Genomic DNA, 23,324 nt, shown 5'->3' on the forward strand with positions numbered 1-23,324 from the left:
TGGAGGCTGCCGTGACCGATGTGACGACGTCGCCGGGACAACGCCTGCTGGCCCGGCTCGCCTTCCTGGCGGCGGGAACGGCCGTCGTGGTCGTGCTGGTGGCGGCCGGGGTGCGCGCCGGCATCGGGCTGGCGCTGGTCGGCGCCGCGGGGACGGTGATCGCGCTGGTGGGCGCGTGGTGGTTCCTCGCGCACCGCGGCCTGCTGCGCTGGCTGGCCGGGATGCTCGTGGTGCTCGCACCGCTGACCGTGGTCGTCCTGTACGTGCAGGCTCGCTTGGCGTGGGTGGTAGTGGTGTGTGCCCTGCTGTGGTTGGTGGCGCTGGCTTGTGGACGGCGTGCGCTCGCTCCGAGCGGTGAGCCGAGCCATCCGGTCGAACTCGAGGTACCGCCACCCCGGCGGCCGTACCTGATCATGAACCCGAGGTCGGGCGGTGGGAAGGTCGGGCGGTTCGGTCTCCCGGAACTGGCCCAGGTGCTCGGGGCGGAGGTCTGCGTGCTCGACGGGCCGCAGGACGTCGCCGCGCTCGCCCAGCGAGCTGTCGACGACGGCGCCGACCTGCTCGGGGTGGCCGGCGGTGACGGCACCCAGGCGATCGTGGCGGGCATCGCGGCGGAACGCGGGGTGCCCTTCATGGTCGTCTCGGCGGGCACCCGCAACCACTTCGCACTCGACCTCGGTCTGGACCGGGACGATCCTCGCCGCTGTCTCGACGCGCTCACCGACGGCGTCGAGGTCCGGGTGGATCTCTGCGTGGCCGGCGACCGCGTCTTCGTCAACAACGCTTCGTTCGGCGCGTACGCCGAGGTTGTGCGGAGCCCCGCCTACCGCGACGGCAAGACGCGGACGACGCTCAACCTGTTGCCCGGCCTGCTGACAGGGCCGCGGGCGGCGATGCTGCGGGTGCGGACGGAAGCGGCCGTGCTCGCCGGGGCGCAGGCGGTGCTGGTCAGCAACAACCCGTACGGGTCGAGCGACCTGGCCGGGCTGGGACGCAGGCCGCGACTGGACGGCGGCGTGCTGGGCGTGCTCGCCGTGACGGTGCGCAACGCGGCCGAAGCCGCCGGCCTGGTGCGCGGCCGGCGGCGGTCGAGCGCGGTGTTCCTGCGGACCGCGACAGAGGTCGTCATCACGGCGGACACACCGTCGTTGCCGGTCGGTGTGGACGGCGAGGCGGTCACGATGCCGGCTCCCGTGCGGTGCGTGGTCAGGCCGGGTGCGCTGCGAGTGCGGGTGCCGCGCCATCGGCCTGGGGTGCCGTCACACCGGCCCGAGCTGGACTGGGCGCGGCTGCGTGGACTGGCCCTGTCCTAGTGGCCTCTGTCCTAGCGGCCCCTGTGATAGCGCCCCTGTCCTAGCGGCGCCAGGACACTCGCCGAGCCGTGCGCCGGGCTACCCGGCGTGATCCGAACATCCCCGGCACTCCCCCTGTTCGCCGCGCCGTGCGTCGTGCGGTGCGGCGGGCCACGCGGCGTGAACCGAACACGTCTGCCTCCTCATGGCGTCGAGCCTGCGTTCTCCAGGTCGTGCAGTTCCTCGGCCTCTTCCGCGTTCACCAGGCCGATCGCGATCAGGTCGAAGGGGCTGACGAAACCATCGGAGATGCGGAAGCCCCTGGCGCGGGCGACGGCGTCGCGCAACGGCACAGCCCAGTGGTGCTCGATGAGCAAGAGCGCCGCCGCGCTGTCGTTGGGAATGTCGGCGAGCACGTCCCACGCGTCCGCGTCGTCGAACGGGTGGACGCCGCCTTTTTCCGCGACCGACTCGGCTCCCGTGACCGCACCGGCCTGCGCGCCTGCCTCCCCCGCGGCGCCGAGGCCGATCAGCGCGCCGATCTTGCTGCCCAGCTCGACCGCTTCCGATGGTGACAGGTTGCTCAGGTGCTCGACCGCGATGTTGCCCTGCGGGTCCTTGTGGACGGCAAGAGCGTCGATCACGCGGATGGTGTCGGTCTTGCGGAGTCTCTCCAGTTCAGCGATCACCTCACCGCGGAAGTCCGGGTGTGTGAAGCCCAGCACGATCAGTTGGATCGGCCCGATGGCCATACGACCCCTCCTCGACTCGATCAGTCGTCCCATCGTCGGGGCGCACCGGCCTCGGTCACCTCATCCGCTGTGGGTGGAACGCACGGCGAGCACGGTCACCGCACCGGGCTCGGCTGGGTCCGCGGCAGGAACGCGGCCGCCACCATGCCGCCGAGTGCGATCAGCGCCAGTACGACCAGCGCCAGCGCGTACGAGCGTTCGGGTGTTCTGGTGATGCCGGCGACGAGGATGGTGCCGGCGATCGCGGCGCCGAGTGAGGACCCGAGGTTGGACACACTGCGGGACAGGCCGGAGATCTCGCCCTGCAGGGCGTCCGGGAAGCTCGACTGCACGACGTTCACCGACGGGGTCAGCATGGCGCCGATGCCGAGCCCGATCAGGAAGAGGCCCGGCAGGAAGGCCCACACCTGCGACGAGATGGCGAGCAGGGCGAGGAAGAGCGCGATGCCGGTGGTCGTGACGGCGAAGCCGGTCAGGACGAGGGTGCGCTGGGCGTGGCGTTTCGCGAGGCGCTCGGCCGACAGCGACGCGAGCAGCACTCCCACCGTCGCCGCCGTGAGGACAAGACCGGTCTCGATCGCGTTGTATCCGCGCACGACCTGCAGGTACGCCGAGACCACGAACGAGACGCCCATGAGCACGAGCCACTGCACGTTCTGCGTGATCAGGCCGAGGTTGGAGGTGCGGCTGCGGAACAAGGCGGTCGACAGCAACGGTTCCACGCCGGCGCGTTCCTTGGCGCGCACCGAGTGGAAGAACCACACCAGTGTGAGAGAGCCGGCCACGAGCAACCCGGCGGTCAGCCAGAGGTTGTCGTCCGCCGCCAGCACGCCGGACACGATCAGGACGAGCCCCGTCGACGACAGCACAGCGCCGCGGAGGTCGAACGGACGGGCCGGGTCCGGTGGCCGCGGATCCCGGACGTACCTGCGGCTCAGCACGAAGATCACCACGATCACCAGCGCCTGGAACAGGAACGCGACCCGCCAGCTGAGCGCCGTCGTGATGAGCCCGCCGATCAGCGGCCCCGTGGCCGCGCCGATGCCCGCCATGCCGTTGATCGCGCCGAACGCACGGGCACGCGAGGTGACGCCGGTGAACAGCATCGTCGCCAGGATGTAGACGGGCGGGATCAGCAGCGCGGTGCCGACACCCTCGAAGATCGAGTTGCCGAGGATGAGGACGGGCAGGCCGGGTGCGAGCGCGCTCAGCACGGCGCCGACGCCGTACACGGCAAGGCCGGCGGTGAGACATCGCTTGCGGCCGTATCGGTCGGTGAGCTTGCCGCCGGGGATCATCAGTGCCGCCATGACCAGCAGGAACATCGTGATCGTGACCTGAACGCCATGGACGGTGGTGCCCAGGTCCTGACTGATGTCGTTGATCATCACGTTCATGTTGGAGCCGGCGAAGCTGCAGATGAACTGGGCGAGAGCGAGGGGGACGAGCACTTTGCGCAAGGCGTTGGAGTCCACCCACGCAGACTCCAGCGGCCACGTCCGGGCCGCTTCACGCGCCGCGGATGAGGCACCGCACCGTGCTCCACCGTGGCGGGTGGTGCGCCGCCGGCCTCGAAGCTGTTGCGTCGCAGGTGGACCGGAGCCACCGGTTCCGCCGGGAGGTGCACGATGACCGGTCCAGTGTCCACCAGGGTCGCCACGGGTCTGGCCGCCCGCAAGGAGGTTCCGCTCGACGCACACGCGGAGCTGCCCGAGTCCGGCGGCCGGCCCGACCCGGTGGAGGTGCTGGCCGGACAGGACAGCACACGCGTGCCGGAGCTGGTGCCGATCCGGTACGGCCGGATGCTGGCTTCTCCGTTCGCGTTCTTCCGCGGCGCGGCGGCGGTGATGGCCGGTGACCTCGCGACGACTCCGTCCTCCGGCCTGACCTGCCGGCTCAGCGGGGACGCGCACGTGAGCAACTTCGGGGTCTTCGCCTCCCCGGAGCGGCAACTCGTGTTCGACCTCAACGACTTCGACGAGACCCTGCCCGGTCCGTGGGAGTGGGACGTGAAACGCCTCGCGGCCAGCATCGCCGTCGTCGGCAGGGAGAACGGGCTGGGGCGCAAGGCAAGGGCGACCGCCGTGCGCACCGCCGTCGGCCGGTACCGGTCGGCGATGATCCGCTTCGCCGAGCAGGGCGATCTCGAGGTGTGGTACGCCCACGCCGGTGTCGACGAGGTGGAGACCTTCCTCAAGGCACACGGGGACAAGGCCAAACAGCGCCGTTTCGCACAGGAGCAGGCGAAGGCCCGTGCGCGGGACAGCCTGCAGGCCTACCGCAAGCTGACCTCCGTCGTCGACGGACATCGCCGCATCGCCGCCGATCCGCCGCTTCTCGTACCGGTTGGCCACCTGCTCCCCGACGCGGACCGGGCGGACCTGGAGCTCCTGGTCCAGGACCTGCTCGCCGGCTACGCCACCACCCTGTCCGCCGATCGGCGTCATCTGATGAACGGGTTCCGGTTCGTCGACATGGCGCGCAAGGTCGTCGGTGTCGGCAGCGTCGGGACCCGATGCTGGATCGTGCTGCTGTACGGCCGTGACGAGAACGATCCGTTGCTGCTGCAGGTGAAGGAGGCGTCGCGATCTGTTCTCGCGGACCATCTGCCCACCTGCGCGGGCACGAACCACCGCAGCGAGGGCGAGCGGGTCGTGGCCGGGCAGCGGCTGATGCAGGCCGCCGGCGACATCTTCCTGGGCTGGCACACCGCCGAGGGCATCGACGGACTCACCAGGGACTTCTACGTCCGGCAGTTGCGCGACTGGAAGGGCTCGGCCCCGGTCGAGACCATGGACGCGGTCGGTCTGCGACTGTACGGCGCGCTGTGCGGGTGGACGTTGGCGAGAGCGCACGCGCGCACCGGCGACCGGATCGCGATGGCCGCGTACCTCGATGACGGCAAGACCTTCGACCTCGCGCTCGTCGAGTTCGCCGAGAGCTACGCGGATCGCAACGAGCAGGACCACCGGCTCCTGGCGCAGGCGGCGCGGTCCGGACGCGTGTCTGTCCAGAGTGGACTGTGAGGAGATCTGACATGTGCCGATGGCTCGCGTATTCCGGTTCCCCGGTCCTGTTGGAGGAGCTCCTCTACGTTCCGGCGAACTCGCTCGTCACCCAGAGCAGGCACTCCCGGCTGGGAGTGGAGACCATCAACGGTGACGGCTTCGGTGTCGGCTGGTACGCGACCGCGCCGGCGCCAGGCCTGTTCCTCAGCACGGAACCCGCCTGGAACGACCGCAACCTGCGCGAGCTGGCGGCGCAGACCACGGCGGGCGTCGTCTTCGCGCACGTCCGCGCGTCCACCGGCACCGCGATCCAGCAGACGAACTGCCATCCTTTCCGGCACGGTCGCCGGCTGTGGATGCACAACGGGCTCATCGCCGATTTCCCGTTGCTGCGCAGGGAACTAGCGTTGGTGGTCGATCCCTCGCTCTACTCCGAGATCGAGGGATCGACCGACTCCGAGATCCTCTTCTACCTCGCGCTGACCTTCGGCCTGGAGCACGACCCACGGACCGCGGTGGCCCGCACGGTCGGTTTCGTCGAGGCGATCGGCAGGAACCGCGGCGTGCCGCATCCGATCCAGATGACGGTCGCCACGACCGACGGCGAGACCACCTGGGCCTTCCGCTACTCCAGCGAAGGCCGATCGCGCAGCCTGTTCCACAGTGCCGACATCTCCACACTGCGGCAGCAGTACCCGGACAACCCCGCGCTGCACTCGCTCTCCGCCGACACGCGGCTCGTGGTGTCCGAGCCGCTGGGCGATCTGCACGGCGCCTGGCGCGAGGTGCCCGAGTCGACCTGTGTCGTGGCGCGGGGCGGCGTCGAGGAACTCCACGAGTTCCGGCCCCGCCGGTGAGCGACGTCAGCGTCGTCCACGGCGGTGATCTGGTCCGGGCGAGACCAGTCAGAAGTGGTGGTCCACCCCATAGCTGACGTGTCCAAAGTGGACAAGGGGGTTGCGGGTGACGCGGTCGCCGGCCGTTCCATGTCGCGGGATGTTGGCGCCGTGGCCGCCGGTCCCATTAGGCTGCGCAGGCATACCCTGGGGGGTCCACTTGAACAGCATCACCAGGAGGACGGCGATCAAGAGCGCCATCCTCACCACTGGCCTGGGCGCAATGAGCCCAGTCGCCGCGGCCACCGCGTACGGTGCGCCGTCTCCTGCCGGCGGCCTCGCGGTCGCGGCGGACGTCCGGTTCCTGAGCAGCGTCTCGTCCGGCTACCCGGCGGTGGTCGACAGCGGCCGCGGGCTGGCGGCGTTCGCGCTTGGTTCCCAGCGTCATCTGCACTACCGGCGCCAGCACACGCGTGGCGGCGCCTGGTCGGCGTTCGAGCTGGTGCGCGACGTGGCGCTGGATTGCCGTCCGGTCGCGGTCACCGTGCCCAACGGCGCGATCGTCGTGTTCGCCCGGTCCGGTGGCCAGGTGGTGCACTGCTGGCAGAACGTCTACGGCGGTGAATGGTCGGACTGGCACGGGCTCGGCGCGGTCAGCGGCACGAACGAGCCCGCCGTCACGGTCGGGCCCACCGGGCGAATGGCCGCGTACGTGCGCGACGCGCAGGGGTCCGTGCTGTATCGCGAGCAGCAGTCCGAGTCGGGCGCGTGGAGCGACTGGCTCGATCTCGGGGTGGCGGGGCGGCCTCGTGCGGTCATCAGCGGGTCCGGTGGCGCGGTGGTGTTCGCCCGCAACGGCGCTGGCCTGGTGCATCGCTGGCAGGTCGGGGTCGGCGGTGAGTGGTCGGCCGGCTGGACCTGGCTCGGCGACTCGCTGGGCGGTGATCCCGCTGTCGCCGTGACGCCTACCGGTGCGATCGCGGTCGTCGCTCGCGGCGCTGACGGCACCCTGCGGTACCTGAGCCAGAGCACCGGCGGCGGCGCGTGGGGGTCGTTCACCTCGGTCGGCAGCCAGGTGGTCGAGGGCAGGCCCGCGGTGCTCGTGGGGCCGAACGGTGGCCTTGTGGTCGTGGCGCGCGACGCGGGTCGCCGGGTGCGGTTCGCCGAGCAGAACGGGCACGGCGGTGCGTGGTCGACCTGGGCGGACCTCGGCGGCTCGACGGTCACGGATCCGTCCGCGGTGCTGAGCCCCTCCGGGGAGATCTCGGTGTTCGGGGTGACGCAGGACGGTGCCATGACCTGGACGCGGCGGACCGGCGCGGGCTGGCAGCCGTGGCAGAGCTGGGCGGGCGACGGCGTGGTGACGGCATGAGCTTCACGATGCGACTCGAGTCCGTCGACCACACGCCGGGCGCGGGCGTTCCGATGGGCGGATACGGCTGGTCCGAGCGCCGCAGCGACGGCAGCGTGGTGGAAGGACGGCGGCTGCGGGCGCAGTGCGCGGTGCTGGCCGACGCGACGGGTCACGTCGTCGTGCTGGTGCGGGCCGACGTGATCAGCGTGCCGCGCGCGGTGTACCTGGAGATCGTGGCAAGGCTGGTGTCCGCTGGTCTGGTCGCCTCGGCCGCGGACTTCGTGCTGGCGCAGAGCCACACCCACAACGGGCCGATGGTCGGGCGCGTGCCCGACCCGTACGTGTTGCTGGGCAACGAGGACGACATCGCTCTCACCGACGCGTTCACCGCGGAGTTCGCCGACGTGATCGTGGGGCTGGTGACGCGTGCGCGTGCGGCCACGCCGGTCCCGGTCACCCTCGGATACGCCGAGGGACAGGCCTACATCGCGGCCAACAGGGAGCAGCTGGGGTGGGCACCACCTGACGTTCCGGTGCTGGTCGCCAGGCGGGCTTCCGACGGCGCGGTGCACGCTGTCCTGTTCGGCCACGCCTGCCATCCGGTGTGCCACCCGTACGCGACGAAGACCTTCGACGCGGATCACTGCGGCCGGGCCGCCGCGGAGGTGACGCGCCGCCTGGGTGTGCCCGCCCTGTTCTTCCAGGGTGCGGCGGGCGATCTCAACCCCGTCTCGATGGGCAGCGAGTCCGCCGTGCGGCTCACGGGCGACCGGCTGGCCGACTCGGTCGTCGCCATGGTGCGAAACAACGCTTTCCTGCCGGTGAACGGCCCGATGCAGACGGCCGCCGAGACGATCGAGCTGCCGTTCTCCGTCGATCTGTCGGACGCGGCCGCCGTGGACCTGTTGCGGCGCAAGTACCAGCAGCGCGTGGACACGCCGGGTACCGGCAGCGGCGTGCGCAGGCACGCCGAACGGATGCTCGGGCTGATCGGGCGGAACGCGCTGCCGCGGTCGCTGCCGATGACGGTGCAGCGGCTGGACCTCGGCGGCCTGACCGTGCTCGCGCTCGCCCACGAGGTGGTCAGCGGCTACCACGTCGGCACGAAGAACCGGTACGGCAAACCGTTGTGGTTCATGGCCTACGCGAACCACGTGGACGCCTACGTCGCCGCCGACGACCTGCTGTGGCGCGGTGGTTACGCCGCCGGTTGGAAGGACGACGACAAGATCGCGGGCATCGACACCGCCGCGCTGTCCTACCTGCTGCCGGCACCGCTGCGCGCCTCGCCGCGGGACCGTCCCGGTGCACCCGACTGCACCGAGGGCCTGGTGAACGCCGCGATCACGCGGCTGCTGGGCAGCTGATCGCACGTACAGTCCACGTCGACGACTGGGGGGGTTGTTGATGTCTGGCCGGTTCCGCTTCGGCGTGCTCGGACCGCTCGAAGCGTTCGACAGAACGGGGCAGGTGGCGGTGCGGCCGGCGAAGCTCCGCGCTTTGCTGGCCCTGCTGCTGATCAGCGCGAACGAGGTGCTGAGGATCGACGAGCTGGTGGGCCGGCTGTGGGGAGACTCGCCGCCGGCCAATGCCAAGAGGACGCTGCAGGTGTACGTGATGCGTCTGCGTGCCCTGCTCGGCGACAGCGACGGAAGGGAGCTGATCCGCACCACGCCCGGCGGCTATCAGCTCACCGTCGCACCTGACGCGGTGGATCTGGCGGTGTTCCGCAAGACGGTGGCCGCCGCCAGCGCCACCGCCGATCCCGCGGCCCGTGCGGCCCTGCTGCGCGATGCGGACGCGTTGTGGCGTGGCAGCCCGCTCGTCGACGTGGAGGCGGCGTACGTGATCGCTCACGTGACTCCGGCGCTGACCGAAGAGCGGTTGCACGCGATCGAGATGCGCGTCGACGCCGACCTCGACCGCGGCGAGCACTCCGCGGTCGTCGGCGAACTGCGCCAGCTGGTGTCGGCGCATCCGTTGCGGGAACGCATGTGGGTGCAGCTGATCACGGCGTTGTGGCGTTCGGGTCGTCAGGCGGACGCGCTCGCGGCCTACCAGGACGTGCGCCGTGTGCTGGCCGACGAGCTCGGTGTCGATCCCGGCGCGGAACTGCGGCGGTTGCACGCGACGGTGCTGGCAGGCGGTGAGGAGATCGCGGTGCCGGACCAGGCCTCCGCGCCAGTGCCGATGCAACTCCCCCTCGACCTGCGGGGTTTCGTCGGCAGGGCGGGGCTCGCCGAGTGGGTGGCCACGCGGCTGCGCACGTGCGGCGGTGCCACCTCGGTCGTGGTGCTGAGCGGTTCGCCGGGCGTCGGCAAGACCGCGCTCGCCGTCCACGTCGCACACCGGGTGCGCGACCACTTCCCGGACGGCCAGCTGTTCGCGGACCTGCGCGGCTACGACGAGCAGCCGCCGCTGACCGCGGACCAGGTGCTCAACCAGTTCCTGCGCGGCATCGGCATCCCCGCCGAGCAGATCCCGCTCGACGTGGACCAGCAGGCGGCGCTGTTCCGGTCGGTCCTCGCCGGCCGCAGGATGCTGGTGGTGCTGGACAACGCCGCCGACGCGGAGCACGTCCGCAAGCTCCTGCCGGCCGACGGCGGCTGCGCGGTGCTCGTCACGAGCCGGGATCCGTTGCGCGGCCTGGTGGTCACGCACGGAGCGCGGTCGTTGACCATCGACGTGTTCGACGCGGCCGAGGCCGAGCAACTGCTGGTGGACGTCGTCGGCCCGGAGCTGGTGCGCGCCGAACCCCTTGCGGCGGCCGACCTGGTCACGCTGTGCGCGCACCTGCCGCTCGCGTTGCGCATCGCCGCCGCGAACATCACCGGCTCGATCGCCGAGTACGTCGCGGAGCTGCGCGGACGCGGCCTGGCGGCCCTGTCGGTGGCGGGTGATGCCCGAGTCGCGGTGTCGGCGGCGTTCGATCTGTCCTACGCGGCACTGAACCCGTTGGCGCAGCAGGCTTTCCGGCTGCTGGCCAGACTTCCGGGCGACGACTTCGGCACCGAGGTCGCCGGCGTGCTGATCTCCGTCTGTCCCGCCACCGCGGCCTCAGTGCTGCGCACCCTCACCGACGCGCACCTCGTGCACCGCGTCGCGCCGGGCCGGTTCCGCTTCCACGACCTGATCCGCGGTTACGCCGCCGCGCTGCCCGACTCGCGCGGGGTGGACGCCGTCTACGACTGGTACCTGTCGCGCGCACTCGGTGCGGCACAACACCTCTACCCGGAAATGCTGCCCTCCCGCGCGGACGGTGGTCCGTTCCGCACGGCCGAGGACGCCCTCTCGTGGCTGCACACCGAACGCGCCAACCTCGTCGCCGCCATCTCCCACGCCGCCGACCACGGCCCACGTCCGTTGGCATGGCAGCTCACGGACGCGCTGCGCGGCTACTTCTGGTTGCAGACCAACGGCACCGACTGGACCGTCGCAGCACACGCGGGTTTGCGTGCAGCTGTGGGAAACCCGCAAGCACAGGCGTTGATGCGGCACAGCCTCGGCACTCTGTACGCGAGCTTCCACCACCACGGCCGCGCTCTGGAGGAGTACGACCGGGCGCTGGAAGTCGCCTGCCTGCAAGATGTCCCGCGCGTCGTGCACGCCAGCCACAACAACATCGGCGTGCTGCGTCAGGACATGGGCCAACCGGCCATCGCCATCACCGCGTACAAGACGGCGCTGGTGATCCAACGCGCCGCCGGCCACCCCGCCGCCGAGGCCACCACCCTCGTGAACCTCGGCTCGGCGTTCTGGGAGATGGGCGACCTGACCCGCGCCGGCCAGACGTTCAACGAGGCCCTGGTGTGCCTCAGCCTGTCCGACTCGCACCAGGCGCGGGTGGAGGTGCAGGACAGTCTCGCGCGCGTCCACCTGGACCGCGGCGACCTGAACCAGGCCCACGACTACGCCTCCCGCGCCCTGGCCTCGGCCGCGCACCACCCCCGCTTGGCCGCCGAGGCGCACAACACCCTGGGCGCCGTGTGCTTGCGACTGGGGCTTTCCGACGACGCGCTGCGTCACCACTCGCAGGCGCTGGGCGTCGCCCGTTCGCTGGGCCACCGCCGGGCCGAGGTCGCCGCGCTGCTCGGGCTGGCAGAGGCTCAGGGCAGATCCGGGGACTTCGTCCAGTCGCTGGAGATGTGTCGTCAGGCGCACTCTTTGGTGGTGGCTTCCGGGGTTCGGTCGCGGGTCGGGCGGGTGTTGACGGCGTTGGCTTCCGCTCATTTGCGGTTGGGGGACGGCGGGGCTGCCGTTGTTCAGGGGTGGCGGGCGGTGTGCGCGCATCGGGAGCATGGGCATCGGTTGGCTGAGGCTCGGGCTTTGCGGGTGTACGCGGAGGCGGTCGCTGTGGTGTCCGGGGAGGAGGAGGCTCGGCCGCATCGGATGATGGCGGCCGAGATCTTCGCCTCGCTCGGGGTGGCGGAGCCGGTTCCGTTCCCGGCCTAGTACGGGAACGGAACCGCCCGGATCACACGTTCTCGCCCTCATCCGCGTCCCGCGGTTGCCGGAGATACTCGGTCGGCGGAAACCCTGGTTCGTTCTCCCACCAGACCCACAGCCTGCCGCACGTCGGACAGTCGATGACCTGCCTGCACGCGCCGATGAGCTGCCACAACTCCTCGACGTCGTCCTCGTACTCCCTGGAGGTGAACATCTGCAGACCGTGATCAGGATCGTCGTCCCTGGTCACCGTTCCGCACTTGCACCTGAACTTGGCCATGGTCATTTCTCCCAGGGAAGTTCGCTGTCGAAGAGGACCACCTCGCTCAAGTACGGATACTCCAACCCTTTTCCTTTGGCTTTCCAGCTGCGAATCATCCCGTTAGCGCGAGTCAGCACGTCCTCGAGGTCAGCAGCGGTCAGAGACGTGCGGTGCAGGTCGACGATCACGCCACCACCGTGTACTTGCGAGTACTTCTTCGCAACCTTGGTGACGACCGCGTCATCATTCGCCGTTGACGGTGTGTAGACGTCCCATCGCGCTCCGTCGACGAGGAGATCGCTGGTGTTGCCCTTCTTCCTGCGATCGTCGCCCGGTGGCCGAAGCTCGACTCGTCGCCCCTGCCCGGCGAGATACTCCGCGGCCGCGAGCTCTGACAACCAGGTCGACTCCTTCCTCCGCCAGTTGTCAGGCTGCTTTGCGGTGATCTTGAGGAACCCGGGACCATCCAGGTCCTGGCTGGCTGACGTCCCACCATTGCCGTTCCAGGCCGTCTGGCGGTACGACTTCGAGCCGTCGCTGTTCTCGCTGACCCGGAAGATGCCGTCCTCGGTGTAGAGGTTGCCGCCACCGGAGTTCGACAGCTCCGACGGCATGGTCTCGACGGCGTTCTGGATGACCGTGTTCTCGGCCCCCAGCACCGCCTCGCGGACCTTCTGGTTGACGACCTCCTCGTCCTGGACGTCGTGCAGCACCGTCCCCACGACCGCCGCCGGCACGTCCGGGTTGGCCGCGACGACACCACCGGCGATCACGACCGCGAGTGCTGCCGGGTCGAGGGCCATCTCGACGTTCTTCGCCGACTGCTCCGCCTCGATGCGGGCGATCACGCCCGGTGGGATGGGCGGCGGGAGGACTACGTCGGGCGGGAGTTGTGCGGGGTCTCCGAGGTCGCCGCTCTCGCTCACCGGCTGGTTGGCGTCGAGAGAACCCGGCATCTTCTGGGGCCACTGGAACCTTGACCAGTGGCTGACGAAGCTGGACTGCGGCCGATCGGTGATGCCGTCGACGATGTCGTAGGCGAAGAAACCCCAGCCGACGAACGGGATCAGCCGGCCGGTCCCGCGGGCGACCAGCCGTCCCGGGATCTTGGTCTTCAGCTTGACCGCGGTCCTGGTGAGCGGCGGGCAGGCCGCGACGGGCGACAGCCACGAGCGTCCGTTGGTGGCGCAGTAGTGGCCGTCCGGGTCGTGGTTGCCGACCGGGTCGCCGTTGCCGTACGTGAAGCGGTTCGCCCCAACCGAAGGCGACGCAGGCAGCGAGATGTCGTCGCGCGAGGTGAAGCCGCCGGCCGCCGGGTCGTACCAGCGGGCGCCCATGTCCACTTCGCCGCTGTCCGGGTCGGTGTAGTCCGACTGGAAGCCGAGCGAGGGGCGGGTTCCGGTGCTGGCCTGGACTTTGCCGAACGGGTCGAACGTCGTGGCGTCCGTCAGGGCGGTGAGTTGCGCGGCGCCGTCGAAGCCGCCGACGACGTCGCCGTGCTGGTCGGTGAGCAGGGTGCGCTTGTCGTTGCCGCGGTTCAGGGAGAGCAGTGAGCCGGTCAGGTCGCGGCTGTAGTTCGTCGTGCCGTCGGAGGCCACGTCCAGGGACGCGCCGACGTAGGAGAACGAGACTCCGTTGCGGCGCACCAGGCGGTCCAGGCCGTCGTAGGTGTAGGTGCCCGCGCCGCGTTTCGCCGAGCGGCCGAAGGCGTCGAACTGGTAGGTCACGTCGCCGCGTTTGACCGGGGAGCCGCGTGCCGACCAGGTGTAGGTGACACCGCTGTCGGACAGCATGCGGTTGCGTTCGTCGTAGGTCGCCGTGCGCGCGCCTGCCTGCGTGCGGTTGCCTGAGTCGTCCCAGGCGTACGCGGTGGTGGTGCCGCCGGCGGACCAGGACTTCAGGCGGCTGGACTTGTCGTAGGTGTAGGTGTTGTCGGTCGTCGACGGGCCGGTGACGACCTTCTTGCGCTTGACCCGGTCGGCCAGGTCGTACTCGTAGGTCGTGGCGGTGATGTCGGTCGTGCCGCCGCGCACCGTGTCAGAAGCCAGGCCTCCGACGTCGTTGTAGCCGTAGGTCCTCGTGTTGCCCGCGCCGTACGCCACGGAGGCCAGTGCGCCCGCGTTGTCGTAGTCCAGCGTGCGGGTGCGGCCGGTGGCGCCGTCCAGGACGGTGGCCAGGCGACCGTCCACATAGGAGTTCCGGGTGGTGCCGCCGGCGTCGGTCTGCGTGAGCGGCCTGCCGTTGGCGTCGTAGGTGAACGACGAGTTGCCGGACGGGCCGGTCGCGCTGAGCAGCAGACCGCGGTCGTTGTAGTCGAACGTGTTGGTGCCGCCGGGCGCGTTGACGGTCTTGAGCCTGCCCGCCGCGTCGTAGTCGACCGTGCGGGTAGGCGTGGCGACCTCGGCGCCCGCGCCGGTTTCCTCCTTCAACCGGTTGAGCGCGTCGTAGACGCGGGTGCGCGTCACGCCTCCCGGTGCCTTCAGCAGGTCCGGGTTGCCCGCGAGGTCGTAGCTCGTCGTCCAGGTGCGGTCGGCGGGCTGCGGGTGTTGCGACGTGGAGGGTTCGACCGTCGACTCGGGCAGGCCGAGGCTGTTGTAGGTGGTGATGAACTTGTTCGCGCGGCCGTCGGTGAACCGCGAGCGCCGGCCGTTGGCGTCGTAGCCGAACGAAGTGGTGATGGACTTGTTGTCCGCCACCGGTTCGACCTGGCTCACGAGCCGGTTCGCCGCGTCGTAGGCGAACGTCGTGACTTCCTGCTCGGCGTTGCGGGCCTCGACCACGTTGCCGGCGTCGTCGTAGACGGTCGCGGTCTGACGCAGGACCGCCTGCTGCGCGTTGAGCTGGTAGGTGCCGACCGGGCGGCCGGCGGCGTCGATCTTCGTGAACGACGTGCGCCCGAGACCGTCGGAGACGCGGACCTGGTTGCCGGTCAGGTCGTAGCCGAACTGGGTCGTGACGTTGTCCGGCGCGATCGTCCTGATCCGCTCCCCCAGCACGTTGTAGTCGTGCTGCGTGACCTCCCTCGACGGAGCGGTGACCGTGCGCAGGTTGCCGGCGTCGTCGTAGCGGAGCTCGGTGGTGTGCGCGGCGGGTTGCGGTTTGCGTTCCAGCGACGTGCTGGTGACCGGCCTGCCGAGGTCGTCGTAGGTCGCCTGCGTGCGCGACCCCGTCGGGTCGGTGGCCGACAACGGCTCACCGGCCGCCGTGTAGGTGTACGACGAGGTTCCGCCGGGCACGGGCTGCCGCACCTCGCGCAGCCTGCCCAGCTGGTCGTAGCGGTTCGTGGTGACGCCGGAGCGCGGGTCCGTCACCTCGATCCGGTTGCCGAGGCGGTCGTACCTCGCGGTCTGGACCGCCTTCCTGGCGGTGGTCTCGCCCGGCCTCGTGTAGTCCGGCGACTCGGTGCGCACCACGCGTCCGAGCCGGTCGTAGCCGGTCGTGACGACCTCGCCGTTCGGGGTCTTCACGTGCGTCGGCGCGCCGAACGTGTCGAGGCCGGTCGTGGCCACCGGGCGCTGCGCGACCGCGGCGCCGCCATTGGACTCCACCTGCACGGTCGGTGAAGTCACCTTCACCTGGTTGCCGTGCTCGTCGTAGCCGAGGTCGGTGGTGTTGCCGCGTGGGTCGGTGACCGAGGTGAGCAGGCCGCGGTCGTTGTAGCCGTGCTGCGTGACCAGCGACTTGGGACCGTTGACGACGGTCTGCTTGAACATCCGGCCGGCGAGGTCGTACTGGAAGTCGGTGACCTCGACGCGGCTGGTGTCGATGCCGACGCTGTTGGAGCTCGCCCCGGTCCGCTTGACCTGGGTCGTGTGGCCCTGGGTGTCGTAGGTGTACTCGGTCCTGCGCTTGAGACCGTCCGGATCGGACTCGACCGTCTTGACGCGACCGACGGCGTCATAGGTGCTGGCGGTGACGCGCTTGCCGGTCCCCTCCGTGCCGGGGGTCAGCTGCCGGACCGGGTTGCCGGCGCCGTCGTAGAGGTTCTCCTCCAGCAGGACGTCCCGCGCCGCGGCACCGGCGTTGAACGGGTCTCGCACGCCCTTGGCGACGACTTTGTGCAGCAGATCGTCGTTGTAGTAGATGAACTGCTTCGTGCGCCCCATGGCATCGGTGGCGCGAATGGTCCGGCCGGCGAGGTCGTAGGTGAACGACTGCAGCACCAGGGTGGTGCCCGGTGTCGTCGACGACGAGCCCTCACCGGTGCCGCTGTCCGGCACGACCGGCTGGTCGTGGAACGCGCGCAGCCGCACCTCGGCGACCTTGTTGCGCCCGGTGTAGGCGTACTCGTACTTGTTGCCACCCGCATCGGTCATCGAGGTGCGGTTGCCGAACGAGTCGTAGCCGTAAGACGTCTTGCCACCCTCGGCGTCGGTCTGGACGCTGAGGCGGCCTCGGTCGTCGTACTCGTTCGTCGTGGTGCGCGCCGCATCACCACCGGTGAGGTCGCTGATCGTCACCTTGAGCGGCCGGCCGTCGGCGTCGTAGGACGTCTCGGTGCGCAGCGTGTGCTTGGCGTTCGTGACCGCGTTGGTGGTGGCCGGTTCCGTGACGGACGTCCGCCGCGACAGCTTGTCGTAGGTGAACGTCGTCTTGAGGCCCTGCGGGAAATCGTCGGAGATCTGCGTCTGCGACGTGCGCCTGCCGAGGGCGTCGTAGGTGTACTGGGTGATCAACCCGGTCGCGACGGCCTCTTCCTGCGCCAGGTCACCGTTGCGGAAGTAGCTGTACTTCGTGACGGCGCCGCGGCTGTCCTTCGAGGTGGCGACGAGCCCGGCCGGTGCGCCGCCGCCGTCGAACGCGGGAGTGCTGCCGTTGAGCAGCGTGTAGGTGTGGGTGAGGCCCCCACCGTCCGGTTTGGACACCTGCGCGAGAAGACCGCGCTGGTTGTTCTCGCCCGTGTAGGAGTAGGTCGTGAGATAACGGGAGTCGGTCGCGTTCGAGGAGCGCGCGTCCCGGTGCGTGACGATCTTGTCGTTGCGCGGGTCGGTGACGTCGCCGGCGTTGAGGTAGTACGTCGAGTACGACGTCTGGCAGTCGGTCTCCAGGACGCGACAGGTCCTGCGGGACACCAGGTTCCCGCGCTCGTCGGTGGTCAGGAAGACCTTGTTGCCGTTCTCGTCCGTGATGGTGCTCTGGAAGCCCAGCTCGTCGTAGGCGAACGTGCGGACGCCCTGGCCGTCGACGGGCCCGCCGATCCAGTCGTTCGGAGGCGTGCCCGGACCGCCGCAGTAGACCGGCGGCGGGTCACCTGGCCCCGGTGGCGGACTGGTCGGTGCGGGGCAGGTGGGCGCGGGTGGCACGCTCGGCTTGCCGGTGATGTCCCGCGCGTCCTCCTGCCGGGTGCCCAGACCCAATGGCGCGGCGTAGCGCAGCACGCGCCCGCGCTTGGGGTCGAAGTCGTAGAAGTGGTTGCGGTTGCCCGGATCCGTCACGCGGGTGGTGCGGATCAGGTTGTCCGCGGTGCCGGTGACCACCGGGATGCTGATCTTCCACAGGCCGCCGTCGCGGTCGGTGAACTCGCTGACGCGATCGTTGACGACGTCGTACCTGAGCTGTGCTGCCGTCCGTCCACTCGGGAGGGTCAGCTTCGTCAGCTGGTCGGACGTCTCGCGGGCGCGGAAGTGCGACCTGACCTCGGCCGGGCCGAGCGGGTGCTCGTAGTACGCGACCTCGTCGATCAGGCCGGAGAAGTAGCGGCGGGCGTCGGTGCCCCAGCCCGGCCACGCCGACGGTGGCACGGTGTAGCCGCCGCCGATCTGGCTGTGCAGCGCGTCCGGGTGGGTGATCTCGCCGGGCAGCGGCGTCTGGGTGACCGGCTCGCCGTCGAGGTAGAGCATCTGGGTAGCGAGCGAGCCCGACAGCACCACGTGGTGCCACTGGTCGTCGTTGACCACCCTGGTCGAGGTGAGCGGGTTCGCGCTGCCGTTCCAGAACTGGCCGCGCAGCTTGCCGTCCTGCCCGACGTACAGGGCGGGCACGCCGCCGCCGGAGACGCCGGTGATCGGCTGCTGCTGGTAGCCGAACAGCGGGCCGCCCGCCGAGGTCTTGAACCACAGTTCGACGGCGAGGTCGCGGTTCTTGCGCACCAGGCCGGCCTGCAGCGTGATCGCCGACGACGTGCCGTTGAACCGGGTGCCGCCGTCGGAGGTGCCGTTCAGCACGCCCTCGGCGGGCGTCACGTCCTTCGAGACGCCGTCGTCCTTGCCCAGGTTGGTGCGGACCTGGCTCTCCGCCTTCGTGCCGAGCGGGTCGCCGAGCCGCCAGTACGACAGCGGCCTGGAGTCGATCACCACGCTGCGGTAGTGCGAGCCGAGCTGGTAGTCGTACCTCGAGCAGCCGCTCAGCGGGCCGCAAGCGGTGTCGAGCTTGTCGCCGGTGTAGGAGTAGTTCCAGACGTTCCGGGTGCCGTCCACCGGGTCGCTCGTGACGGTCCTGACGTGTGTGCCGCCCGCCCAGCCGAACTCCAGAACGCGATCACTGGTGCGGTTGATCGCTCGGATGATCCTGCCGTTGGCGTCGTACTCGATCTCGACCCAGTGCCCGGCCTCGTCGAAGATCCTCCACAGCCGGCCGTCGACCCGGAAGCGGTAGGTGGTGAACGCCTTGTCGGTGAGCCACCAGCCCCCGCCCTCCTCGGCGGCCGCGGTGCGGAAGTTCGCCGAGCGGCCGGGCGGCGGGGAGAAGGTGCCGTCGGCGTTGCGGCCGAACCGCACCTGCTGGCCGTCGGGATAGGTGACGACGACGTTGCCGGAGCCGTCGTTGTCCGGCAGGACGCGCATGTCGTAGCGGGTCGACCAGCCGGCGCCGAAGATCAGGTCCTTGCGCGGGTCGAGGCTGTTGTACGTGCGCACGACGTCCAGCGCCGGACCCGTGACCGCAACGGACGCGTCGACCGCGCTGGAGAAGTAGTTGCCGGTCTGCGAGTCGAAGTTCTCGTTCGCACCGCCGTAGGGCGCGTTCGCGAGGTGCGAGGTGATCTCGGGCTGCGGCACCGCGGTGAGCAGCGCGCTGCCCGGCAGCTCAATGCTCTCGGCGATGCCGTCGTACCCGAACGCTCGCCACTGGTAGGTCTTGCTCCATCTCAGCGCACCCGCGGGAATCGTCCACACGCGATCGTTCACGTAGCCGGAGTTGGCGACGCAGCCGACGCCCTTGCCGTCGACGAACTTGTCGCAGACCTCGAACCTGTACTGCGGCTTCTTGTCCGGCGGTGAGTCGACGTCCACGGCGTCGACCCACAGCTGCGGGGTCAGCGTCTGCGCCGAGTAGCCGTTGGGCGGGTATTGCGCCTTGACGATCGGCTTGATGTTGACCACGCGCAACGTCAGCCGGGCGGGCGGGATCTGCTCGTCGGTGAACCAGGGTCCGCCTTTGCGCAGCATCGAGAAGTCGAGGACGTACTCCCCGATCGGCATCGCGTTGATCCGCGCGTTGAGCGTGACCGAGCCGCCGCGGGGCACGTCAGCACCGCCCAGCGTCTGGGACTCGACCGTGGCGAACGGCGCGCCGGTGGAGGTGTAGGCGCGGTAGCCGAGCACGAAGTCGTTCGCGCCCCACGTCTGCGCGCCGCGGTTGGTGACGGTGATCTTCACGAAGCCGGGCGCCCCGGCGTGCACCGGCGGTTCCGGCACGCCGTTGTCGATGCGGTACTCCGCGTCATACGGGCTGTGGGTGATGAACAGCCGTGGCTTGTTCGCAGTGGTGTGGCCGGTGAACTTCTTCCAGCCGAGGGTGTCGGTCTCCGACGCGCGGACGGTGAGGCCGTTGTTGGGCTGGCCGTTCGCCCAGCCCTGCACGAGGTCACGGCCGCGCACCCCGAGATCGATCACCTCGGACGCGGTCGGGCAGCTCGACACCGGCTGCCAGTCGCCGATGTAGCCGTGCGCGAACGACGAACTCGTCAGCGGTTCGGGGTCGAAGGACGGACCAGGGTAGGCCCCGCTGGTGCCCCACGCGCTGCGCACGGCGTGCACGGTGATCGGCCGGGGTTCGCAGGACGCGGACCACCAGTTGGTGAGGTACAGCTGGGCGCCGAACACCTTGTGGTCGCGGATGGCTCCGGCGATGTCACCGAAGTTCAGGTAGCTGGCGTGCTTGACGTTGTTGTGCAGACCGACGAGCAGGTCCTGGGCGCCGGACTGACGGCCGTTGCTGTGCACCACGATGCTGTCGCCGGCCGCGCGCTCCAGCACGCTCGGGTCGACCAGGACCGGAAAGCGGCGGGCGGGGTCGCGCAGCCAGGCCTCGTCCGCCTCGACCTTCAGTGCACCGTCCACAATGGAGTACTTGACGCCGTGGGAGGTGGCCGGGTCCTTCGCCGAGTCCGTCATGAACCCGGCGGGGATGGTCGCGCGCTCGGTGCCCTTCGCGTCCGTGAGGACGACCTGGTTGTCGACGACCTGGGCGGTCAGTCCCTTGAGCTGCAGAGGAAAGCTCCACGTCCTGGCCGAGTCGGGGCCGTGCAGGACGACTGTTTCCTTGATGCCGCCGGGAACCGACTGGAGCTCGAGGTCGCTGCCCGGCAGCGCGGCCGGGTAGGTGATGGTCGTGCCGTCCACGACCCCGGTGACGCGAGCGGCGCCCCGCAGGCCGTACCCGAACTCGACGCCGTCACCGAAGTCCATGCGCACCAGGCGTTGCGCGTCCGAGGTGCGTGCGAAGGTGGTGCGCACGCTGTCCGCGCGGTTGCGCCAGCCGTCCGCGCCCGCGTCCTCGATCGCCGCGTCGACGGCGTGCCACTTGCCGTCGGCGGACCGGTAGTTCAGCGGGTCACGGGAGAACTCGGTCGTCAGCGTGCCGTCGTCGTTGCGGTACGTGCGCTGCTGTCTGCCGCGTTGTTCGGGCAGCTCCTCGCTGGTGTCCCGGTTGAACCCGCGCACCTGCGCCGGACCGGTGGACACCTTGGTCTCGTTGCGCGGCACGTCAGGGCTTTCCGGGAACTTGATCTCCGGGTACTTCGCCTGCAGCGACTCGGGTTTCGCCTGGTTCGTCGGTCCCTCGGCGATCTCGTGCGGCTTGCCCGCCGCGCTGCCGCCGGCCTGCTCGGGCGCGAGCGCGATCGCCTCCAGCAACGCGCGTTGCTCCGCGGTGATCAGTGGGAACAACTGCGACGCAGCCGGGCCGAACAACGTGATGAGCAACAACAACGCCAGTCCCAACAAGGACAAGCGCCGCACACGACCGCGTTTCTCCGCCACCACGTGAACCATCCCCCAGGCAGGACGAAATATTTGCTCCGCACGAGAGAATGAACCAGAAGAGCAATTCACACAAGGCTCTGAGCTGCTGTTTCATCACGAAAGCGGCGCGTTGCAGCGATGAAACAGACATGAAGGCGACACGCCCTAAAATTGGAGCACCCTTGTCGCACGCCCATTTCTCATCAATGCAGAGGAAATACTAATGAGGCGAAGAGTGAAGCGGTGGCACGCGCCGCTGCTGGCCGGCCTGATCGCGGCGCCGCTGGCCGTGGTGTCGACCCCGTTGGTGGCCATCGCCGACACCACCCCGGTGTGCCGCAGCGCGGTGTCGGTGTTCACCGTTCGCCAGAACGGCGACCTCGCGGTCTTCGGGCACGAGGAGCCGGAGAACGGGCAGGGCGTGTGGACCGGAGGCGAGGTCAAGGGCACGCAGTGGACCGGGCGCACCATCGCCGGGCCGGACGGCGTGATCTACAACATCCCGCCGGACGGCGCGCTGAAGCGGTTGCGCTGGAACGGTTCCGGCTGGGACAACAACGGCCAGCCCGAGGTGATCGGCGTCGAGTGGCAGCGCTACACGACCGACGAGTACCGCAACAGGATCACCGTCGACGAGACCGGCCGGATCTACACGATCGACGACAAGGGCCAGCTGAAGATCTACCTCTGGGACGCCCAGAACAAGAAGTGGGCCAACCCCTCCGGTGACGTCATCGGCGTGGGCTGGAACCGGTACGACTCGATCACCGCCGCCGGCGCGGGCGTGCTCTACGCGCGCAAGCCGACCGGCGAGATGATCCGCTACCGGTTCCACGCGGAGTCTCAGCGCTACGTCCTGCGCGACGTGCAGGTCGGCACCGGCTGGCACGGCTTCAAGCGGATCTTCTCCCCCGGCGGCGACGTGCTCTACGGGGTGCGCCCCGACGGTGTGATGCTCTGGTACCGCTACATCGAGTCGAACAACACGTGGGTCGGTGGCGAGACCACGGGCGTGCCGATCGGCAGCGGCTGGCAGAACGACGACACCAGCGCCATGAGTGACGCCTGCAAGCTCACGTCCGTGCCGTCGTTCCCCCAGCGTGTCGGCGTGCCTCTGGACGGACGTGCCGCGGCGCACGTGATGATGAGCAAAGACGGTGTGCCGCAGTACTTCTACGTCAACGGTTTCGGGCAGGTCGTGCACGGCAAGCAGGTCAACGCGACCGACCCGCGCAGCGTCGAGCTGCAGGTCATCGACGGCAACTCGCTGACCAGGACGCCCTCCGCCGTGCTCGGCGTCGGCGACCGGCTGCAGGCGTTCGCCCTCGGCCAGGACGGGGAGACCCGAACGTCCACGCAGAGCGAGAACCGCCTTGCCTGGTCCGCGTACAGCTCACTGGGCGGATGGACTCCCGGCCCGACGACGTTCGTGCGCGACAAGGACAACCTGATCCGCGGTTTCGCGGTGGACGCGGCCGGCAAGCTGTGGACCCGCTCGCAGGCCGCCGTGGACGGGCCGCTGATCCCCTGGACCGAAGTCGGCGGCACCAACCTCACGTCCGACTTCGTGGTGATCCGCTCCGGCGACGGCTTCGAACTCGTCGCGCGCACCACCACCGGTGACGTCACGGCCGTGCGCTACGAACAGGCCGCCTTCGGGCCCTGGCGTTCGGTGCCGGGCGGCGCGATCACGGGCAAGCCCGCCGCCGTGCTGAACCTGGACGGCAAGCTGGACCTCTACGCCCGCCGCGCGGACGGGTTCGTGCACTGGCAGCGCGAGACGCGCAGCGGCTTCACCGGCATCTGGTCGCCCATCCACAACCTCGTCGCGGTGGGCTCTCCCGCCGCTGCCGTCGCCGGCGGCGTCGCCCGGATCTCGGTCCGCAGCACGGACAACTTCGTGTACACGACTCAGCAGTCGACCCCCAGCGGCGTCGACTACCAGCAGTGGACGGTTCTCACGGACTCCCGCACCGGCACGAAGGTGCTGGCCGACACGGACACGGCGATGGCCACCACGGCCAACGGCAGCGGGGTGCTCATCACCTTCCGCGATCCCAACGAGGTCCCGGCGTTCTACGCCTCGGCGGGTACGACGCCCAACGCACGTTCCGCCTCGGCGAGCGACTCGTTCACCGGCGGCCTCGTGCGGCAATGACACCCGGCGCGGCGGAGGCTCCCCGTGCGGAGCC

At 69.9% G+C, this 23,324-nt stretch carries 11 protein-coding genes; 7 read left to right on the forward strand and 4 right to left on the reverse strand.

Annotation, left to right across the window (positions count from 1 at the left end; all coding sequences use genetic code 11):
- Positions 1–11 precede the first annotated feature (11 nt).
- Positions 12–1,313 (forward strand): diacylglycerol/lipid kinase family protein, encoded by a 1,302-nt coding sequence (locus tag ACWGE0_RS13130; RefSeq protein WP_452261114.1) that lies wholly within the window; start codon positions 12–14, stop codon positions 1,311–1,313.
- Positions 1,314–1,495: 182 nt separating this feature from the next.
- Here ACWGE0_RS13130 and ACWGE0_RS13135 read toward each other — a convergent pair whose 3' ends face one another.
- Positions 1,496–2,044, reverse strand: a complete 549-nt coding sequence (locus ACWGE0_RS13135) for a hypothetical protein (protein ID WP_452261115.1) — start codon at positions 2,042–2,044, stop codon at positions 1,496–1,498.
- A gap of 95 nt (positions 2,045–2,139) precedes the next feature.
- Entirely contained in the window at positions 2,140–3,519 is a 1,380-nt protein-coding gene (locus tag ACWGE0_RS13140) for an MFS transporter (protein WP_452261116.1), read from the reverse strand.
- Between the two features lie 153 nt (positions 3,520–3,672).
- Here ACWGE0_RS13140 and ACWGE0_RS13145 point away from each other — a divergent pair, with 153 nt between their 5' ends.
- The 5 genes from ACWGE0_RS13145 (at position 3,673) to ACWGE0_RS13165 (ending at position 11,694) form a co-directional block, all read left to right on the forward strand.
- Positions 3,673–5,070 carry a DUF2252 domain-containing protein gene (locus tag ACWGE0_RS13145; RefSeq protein ID WP_452261117.1) on the forward strand — a complete coding sequence of 466 codons (1,398 nt, stop codon included), beginning with the start codon at positions 3,673–3,675 and terminating at the stop codon, positions 5,068–5,070.
- Between the two features lie 11 nt (positions 5,071–5,081).
- Positions 5,082–5,909: a class II glutamine amidotransferase gene (locus ACWGE0_RS13150; protein ID WP_452261118.1), complete on the forward strand. Its 828-nt coding sequence runs from the start codon at positions 5,082–5,084 to the stop codon at positions 5,907–5,909.
- Between the two features lie 262 nt (positions 5,910–6,171).
- Positions 6,172–7,260 carry a hypothetical protein gene (locus ACWGE0_RS13155; protein WP_452261119.1) on the forward strand — a complete coding sequence of 363 codons (1,089 nt, stop codon included), beginning with the start codon at positions 6,172–6,174 and terminating at the stop codon, positions 7,258–7,260.
- On the forward strand, positions 7,257–8,609 hold the full coding sequence (locus ACWGE0_RS13160; protein WP_452261120.1) for a hypothetical protein: 1,353 nt from the start codon (positions 7,257–7,259) through the stop codon (positions 8,607–8,609). Before ACWGE0_RS13155 ends, ACWGE0_RS13160 begins: the two co-directional genes overlap by 4 nt.
- Positions 8,610–8,649: 40 nt before the next feature.
- Positions 8,650–11,694 carry an AfsR/SARP family transcriptional regulator gene (locus tag ACWGE0_RS13165; RefSeq protein WP_452261121.1) on the forward strand — a complete coding sequence of 1,015 codons (3,045 nt, stop codon included), beginning with the start codon at positions 8,650–8,652 and terminating at the stop codon, positions 11,692–11,694.
- A 22-nt stretch (positions 11,695–11,716) separates the two neighbouring features.
- Here ACWGE0_RS13165 and ACWGE0_RS13170 read toward each other — a convergent pair whose 3' ends face one another.
- Positions 11,717–11,968, reverse strand: coding sequence for a hypothetical protein (locus ACWGE0_RS13170; protein WP_452261122.1), 252 nt, complete (start codon positions 11,966–11,968; stop codon positions 11,717–11,719).
- A gap of 2 nt (positions 11,969–11,970) precedes the next feature.
- Positions 11,971–21,150 carry a LamG-like jellyroll fold domain-containing protein gene (locus tag ACWGE0_RS13175; protein ID WP_452261123.1) on the reverse strand — a complete coding sequence of 3,060 codons (9,180 nt, stop codon included), beginning with the start codon at positions 21,148–21,150 and terminating at the stop codon, positions 11,971–11,973.
- A 205-nt stretch (positions 21,151–21,355) separates the two neighbouring features.
- On the opposite strand from ACWGE0_RS13175, the gene ACWGE0_RS13180 reads away from it, so the two are divergent.
- Positions 21,356–23,290: a tachylectin-related carbohydrate-binding protein gene (locus ACWGE0_RS13180; RefSeq protein ID WP_452261124.1), complete on the forward strand. Its 1,935-nt coding sequence runs from the start codon at positions 21,356–21,358 to the stop codon at positions 23,288–23,290.
- The last annotated feature ends 34 nt before the right edge of the window (positions 23,291–23,324 follow it).

This window comes from Lentzea sp. NPDC054927 (assembly GCF_053610285.1).

Excerpts from the sequence above, each read along its gene's own strand:
- ACWGE0_RS13135 (WP_452261115.1), bottom strand. The coding sequence starts at position 2,044 with ATGGCCATCGGGCCGATCCAACTGATCGTGCTGGGCTTCACACACCCG.
- ACWGE0_RS13145 (WP_452261117.1), top strand. The coding sequence starts at position 3,673 with ATGACCGGTCCAGTGTCCACCAGGGTCGCCACGGGTCTGGCCGCCCGC.
- ACWGE0_RS13150 (WP_452261118.1), top strand. The coding sequence starts at position 5,082 with ATGTGCCGATGGCTCGCGTATTCCGGTTCCCCGGTCCTGTTGGAGGAG.
- ACWGE0_RS13155 (WP_452261119.1), top strand. The coding sequence starts at position 6,172 with ATGAGCCCAGTCGCCGCGGCCACCGCGTACGGTGCGCCGTCTCCTGCC.
- ACWGE0_RS13160 (WP_452261120.1), top strand. The coding sequence starts at position 7,257 with ATGAGCTTCACGATGCGACTCGAGTCCGTCGACCACACGCCGGGCGCG.
- ACWGE0_RS13165 (WP_452261121.1), top strand. The coding sequence starts at position 8,650 with ATGTCTGGCCGGTTCCGCTTCGGCGTGCTCGGACCGCTCGAAGCGTTC.
- ACWGE0_RS13170 (WP_452261122.1), bottom strand. The coding sequence starts at position 11,968 with ATGGCCAAGTTCAGGTGCAAGTGCGGAACGGTGACCAGGGACGACGAT.
- ACWGE0_RS13180 (WP_452261124.1), top strand. The coding sequence starts at position 21,356 with ATGAGGCGAAGAGTGAAGCGGTGGCACGCGCCGCTGCTGGCCGGCCTG.